The sequence below is a fragment of the Ruminococcus sp. RTP21484sp1_RTP21281st1_A8_RTP21281_210402 genome, assembly GCF_040914025.1.
In the GTDB taxonomy this organism is placed as follows: domain Bacteria; phylum Bacillota; class Clostridia; order Lachnospirales; family Lachnospiraceae; genus Blautia_A; species Blautia_A faecis.
This window is the reverse complement of the sequence record NZ_JBCPGE010000038.1, coordinates 1-5,097: the sequence shown is the minus strand read 5'-3', so window position 1 is coordinate 5,097 and position 5,097 is coordinate 1. Positions and strand designations below refer to the sequence as shown.

The window sequence follows — 5,097 nt, the reverse complement described above, 5'->3', positions numbered from 1 at the left end:
CTTCTGTATTGTGTGGATCCACATAACGAAGGAAATACCAGGAAGATCCAGCCCACTGTGGCATGGTATCCGTCTCTCTCTTGGCATCGCCGCCGCATTTCGGGCATTTGCAGTTTACGAAAGAATCGATCTTTGCAAGTGGGGACTGTCCGTCCTCACCAGGCTGGAAGTCTTTGATCTTCGGCAGACGAAGCGGAAGCTCCTCATATGGAACTGCTACATCACCACATTTCGGACAATGAACGATCGGGATTGGCTCGCCCCAGTATCTCTGACGGTTAAATGCCCAGTCTTTCATCTTATACTGAACGCCAGCTTTACCAATGCCCTTCTTCTCAAGCTCTTCCAGCATGCGCTTGATGGAATCCTTCTTATTTGTATAGCCATTCAGGAAATCGGAGTTGATCATCTCACCGTCACCTGTGTAGGCTTCTTTCTCAATGTCGCCGCCCTTGATAACCTGGATAATGTCAATACCAAATTTCTTGGCGAAATCATAGTCTCTCTGGTCATGTGCCGGTACTGCCATGATCGCGCCGGTACCATATCCCATCATTACATAGTCTGCAATGTAGATCGGGATCTTCTTGCCATTTACAGGATTTACGCCCTCAAGTCCTTGGATGCATACACCTGTTTTCTCTTTTACAAGCTGGGTTCTCTCGAACTCAGTCTTCTTCGCACACTCTTCACGGTAAGCCTTGATCTCATCCATGTTGGTAATGCGGTCAGCATATTTGTCGATCAGCGGATGCTCCGGTGCGATAACCATGAAGGTTACACCAAACAGGGTATCTGGTCTGGTGGTGTAAATCTGCAGTGTCTCATCAATTCCGTCAACTGCAAAGTTTACGAAAGCACCTGTGGATTTACCGATCCAGTTTACCTGCTGCTGCTTGATGTTCGCCGGATAGTCCACATCCTCCAGTCCCTCAAGAAGCTTGTCTGCATACTGGGTGATTCTTAAATACCAGACATCCTTGGACTTCTGGATAACGTCGCTGTGGCAGATATCGCATTTGCCTCCCTGACTGTCCTCATTGGAAAGAACAACCTTACAGGATGGGCAATAGTTAACTAATGTCTTATCACGGAAAACAAGTCCGTTCTCAAACATCTTCAGGAAAATCCACTGGGTCCATTTATAGAAATCTTCCTGTGTGGTATCGATCACACGGCTCCAGTCAAAGGAGAATCCAACACTCTTCAGCTGATTGGTGAATTTCGCAATGTTCTGGTCTGTGATCTCACGAGGATGTGTATTCGTCTTAATCGCATAATTCTCAGTAGGAAGTCCGAATGCATCGAATCCGATTGGGAACAGTACATTGTATCCCTGCATTCTTCTCTTTCTGGAAAGTACCTCGATACTGGAATATGCCTTAATATGTCCAACATGCATTCCCGCACCACTTGGGTATGGGAACTCTACAAGGCCGTAGAATTTCGGTTTATCACTTCCGTCAACAGCTTTAAACGCCTGCTGCTCTTCCCACTTTTTCTGCCATTTCGGCTCAATTTTCTTAAAATTGTGTTTCATTGATGGTTCCTCCACATTTATTGTGCCTGTCATAACTGTTCAATGCATTCACAGCTATTGCCTGTCAACAAAATAACTGTCGGCTGATTCGCCTGTTTATCGCGCAGATCAGGCGCGTTATTTTGCAAAAATCCTTTTACCATTCTAATCCAACATAGTGGTTTTGTCAACGAGAAACCGCCTCTATTGCGGCCTGAAGCTGATTATCCTCGTCATGGGTATAATCCGTCCGGTTCAAAAGACTGGCATCCAGTTTCACCTCCACATCCGGTGTGATTCCCACCTTGTGGATATCATTGCCCTTGGGGGTAAAATATTTCGCCGTAGTCAGCTTCACCGCACTTCCATCAGAGAGCTGGCGGATGCTCTGAACGATTCCCTTTCCATAAGTGGTGGTTCCCACAATCGTTCCAATCTCATAATCCTTCACTGCCCCGGCAAAAATCTCTGATGCACTGGCGCTGTTCTCATTTACCAGCACTGCCAGCGGAATGTCGATCGGAGTGTCACCGTCACACTTCATCTCCTGTTTTTCCCCATATTTGTCCTCTGTATACACGATCAGTCCTTCGGGCAGAATCTGGCGCAGTACATCGCACACAGAAGAAAGCACACCACCTGGATTGTCACGAAGATCCACGATCAGCTTCTCCATGCCTTTTGCCTGAAGATCTTTGTAAGCATCCTCAAACTGCTGGGGTGTTACCATGGTAAACTCTGTAATTCGCAAATACCCTATAGAATCCTCCAGCATTTCATAAGAAACAGTGGGCAGCTCCACATCGCTCAAAGTCACTGTAATTTCTTCCGGTTCATCTGCCTCCTGGTGATAAACGGTCAGGATAGAAGTACCGTCCTCCTTTTCCCGTATCATCTTTGAGACCTCAGCTGGCGTCATTTCCGTTACATCCGTTCCGTTCACAGCTGTGATCACATCATTCGCCTTCAGCCCGGCCTCATCTGCCGGACTGCCCTCATAACAATCCACCACCAGAATACCACCCTCCGTATTTTGGGTAATGCTCACGCCGATTCCAGAGTAAGAGCCCTCGGTGTCTCTCATCTCCTCCTCGTATTCTTTCTCCGTATAATATCTGGAATACGGATCCCCCAGCCCATAAAGAAGCCCGGTATAAATCCCCTCCTTCAGCGAATCCTCATCCACATCTTCCAGATAATTCTGATCTATAATATCTTCCAGATACTTAATCTTCTGGGTAACTGCCACATCCGACAGTACATTACTTCCCGCACGTCCCGCTTTCTGAAGCCCCACATATCCCCCGCCCAGCACCAGGGATGCGCAAAGCACACCAGTTACAGCCCCCTTCATAAATTGTTTATCTGCCATCTATATTTCTCCTTATTTTCGCTATACAAGTTCTATCCAACCAGCAGCATTTGGGCAACTGATATTCCTAAGCAAGTCATTTCAGGTGCGCCCTTAGCGCAGGTGAGATCCGATGGTTACGAAGACTTAGACGCGAGGGCTCTCCCGAGCGTCTTAGTCGCAGTTACCAGCTAGCTCACCGGAGCGTTGCACCGACTTGCGTGGAATATCATTTGCCCAAATGCGTCCGCCCTGAATCCCCTCTCTATCTCTTTATACAAAAGGACTGCCAGATCTCTCCAGCAGCCCCCATATCCTCTTCTCATATTCTGGCGGAATGCGAATAACCACCCTTATTGTAAAACAGAACTCTCACACCTTCAAGTGTTTTCTTGTAGTAATAAAGCTTCCCACAAGACCAATTCCAATTCCCAGTGCCAGCGCCACCGGAACCAGTGTCTGGTAGATCTGTCCAACCGGAATGAAATCTACAACACCCAGAAGTACGCTGAACTTGGTATATACATAGGTTACCACATTATTGTAACAGAAATACAAAATGATCAGTGGAATTCCCGCACCGATCAGTCCCAGGATCATACCCTCCAGAAGGAACGGCGCACGTACAAAACTATCGGTAGCACCAATATATTTCATAATTCCGATTTCGTCCTTACGAACTGTAATACCAACGGAAATAGTATTACTGATCAGGAAAATGGCGATCAGCAGCAAGATCACGATCACTGCCACAGATACATAGGAAACAATACGGTTAATGGAACCAAGAGTCTTGGCAGCCTGCTCAGACTGATTGACCTCTCGTACATTATCCAGTGTCTTGATGTAGGCAACCAGCTCAGACTGTTTCTCAATGTTGTTCATGTACACACGGTAGTTGGATGAGTTTGCCAGCGGGTTATCATCCTTGAAACCGTCTGCTGCCTCAGAGTCATCACCGAAATATTCCTGCTTCATCTTCTCCCAGGCTTCATCACCGGACTCAAATTCAATCTTGGAAACCTCCGGGCGCTGCCTGATCAGTTCTCCAACTGCATCCATCTGCTCCTGTGTGGTTCCTTCATTAAAAAGCACTGTGATCGGCACATCTTCCTCAACCTTATGCGCCAGCGTATTCACATTATTTACAATGGAAAAGAAAATTCCGAAAAGAAAAATACATGCTGCCATCGTAATAATAGAAGCAATGGAAAACATGAAATTTCTCTTGATGTTCTTGATACCCTGCTTCAGAGTATACCAGATGGTACTAGGCCTCATAATATTCTCCCTCTTTCTCGTCGCTGATGATCACTCCATTATGCATGGTCAGTACACGCTTCTTCATGGAATTGACAATCTCTTTATTGTGGGTTACTACCAGAACGGTGGTTCCACGCTGGTTGATCTCCTCAAGGAGCTTCATGATCTCCTCGGATGTCTTCGGATCAAGATTACCAGTAGGCTCGTCTGCAAGAAGGATGTCCGGGCGGTTTACAATCGCCCTGGCAAGGGCAACTCTCTGCTGCTCTCCACCTGACAGCTCATCCGGGTACGCCTTGTATTTCCCTGCAAGTCCAACTTCCTGAAGTACCTCCGGAACTCTCTTGCGGATAACTCTGGTAGGACGGTTCACAACACGCTGGGCAAAAGCTACATTCTCATACACATCCCTGTCCTTCAGAAGACGGAAGTCCTGGAATACGACGCCAAGCTTACGGCGGTATTTGGCCACACGGCGGTGCTTCATTCCCTCAAGCTTCTCTCCGCTTACGATAATCGTACCGGATGTGGAATCCAGTTCCTTCAAAAGCAGCTTGATCAGCGTGGATTTACCGGAACCGCTGTTTCCTACTATAAATACGAATTCACCTTTATCTACATGGAGATTGGCGTGATTCACTGCCGGCAGTCCCGGTCCATAGGACTTGCTCACATCTATCAGATCAATCATGATATCCTCCTAAATTTTTCATGTAAAAATTCAATTCAGCAGTTTGCTTAATTTTTATGTAACATTATTGTAATATATGTCTGGTAAAAATGCAACCTTATTTTTTGCAGTACCTTATTATACCAGAGAAAACCAAGAACGCAATAGATTTCACAAAGGAAACACAAAGCAGGTCCAGAAATGCTTTTCAAACACGCTCTAGAGCGTGTTTGAAAAAGGCTTTCTGCAAGATGTGCGTCACAATTTGTGGGAGATTTTGTCCGGATAAGGGCG

Annotated in this window: 5 protein-coding genes; 1 reads left to right on the top strand and 4 read right to left on the bottom strand. The window is 46.4% G+C overall.

The features are described 5' to 3' along the window. The 4 genes from leuS to ftsE form a co-directional block, all read right to left on the bottom strand. The coding region (gene leuS / locus AB5170_RS16270) for a leucine--tRNA ligase (protein WP_368365104.1) at nucleotides 1–1,540 on the bottom strand (1,540 nt) is incomplete at its 3' end. A 166-nt stretch (nucleotides 1,541–1,706) separates the two neighbouring features. Beyond that, nucleotides 1,707–2,891, bottom strand: a complete 1,185-nt coding sequence (locus AB5170_RS16265; protein ID WP_173717050.1) for a S41 family peptidase — start codon at nucleotides 2,889–2,891, stop codon at nucleotides 1,707–1,709. Between the two features lie 351 nt (nucleotides 2,892–3,242). After that, nucleotides 3,243–4,151, bottom strand: a complete 909-nt coding sequence (ftsX, locus tag AB5170_RS16260) for a permease-like cell division protein FtsX (protein WP_148463242.1) — start codon at nucleotides 4,149–4,151, stop codon at nucleotides 3,243–3,245. Then, complete coding sequence (ftsE, locus tag AB5170_RS16255) at nucleotides 4,141–4,824, bottom strand: cell division ATP-binding protein FtsE (RefSeq protein ID WP_118578359.1); 684 nt, start codon at nucleotides 4,822–4,824, stop codon at nucleotides 4,141–4,143. Before ftsE ends, ftsX begins: the two co-directional genes overlap by 11 nt. 89 nt (nucleotides 4,825–4,913) lie before the next feature. On the opposite strand from ftsE, the gene AB5170_RS16250 reads away from it, so the two are divergent. Continuing rightward, a partial coding sequence (locus AB5170_RS16250; RefSeq protein WP_368361930.1) for a DUF6783 domain-containing protein occupies nucleotides 4,914–5,097 on the top strand: 184 nt, incomplete at its 3' end.

Bases quoted from the DNA above. Each gene is read 5' to 3' on its own strand.
- ftsX (WP_148463242.1), bottom strand. From the start codon at position 4,151: ATGAGGCCTAGTACCATCTGGTATACTCTGAAGCAGGGTATCAAGAAC.
- ftsE (WP_118578359.1), bottom strand. From the start codon at position 4,824: ATGATTGATCTGATAGATGTGAGCAAGTCCTATGGACCGGGACTGCCG.
- AB5170_RS16265 (WP_173717050.1), bottom strand. From the start codon at position 2,891: ATGGCAGATAAACAATTTATGAAGGGGGCTGTAACTGGTGTGCTTTGC.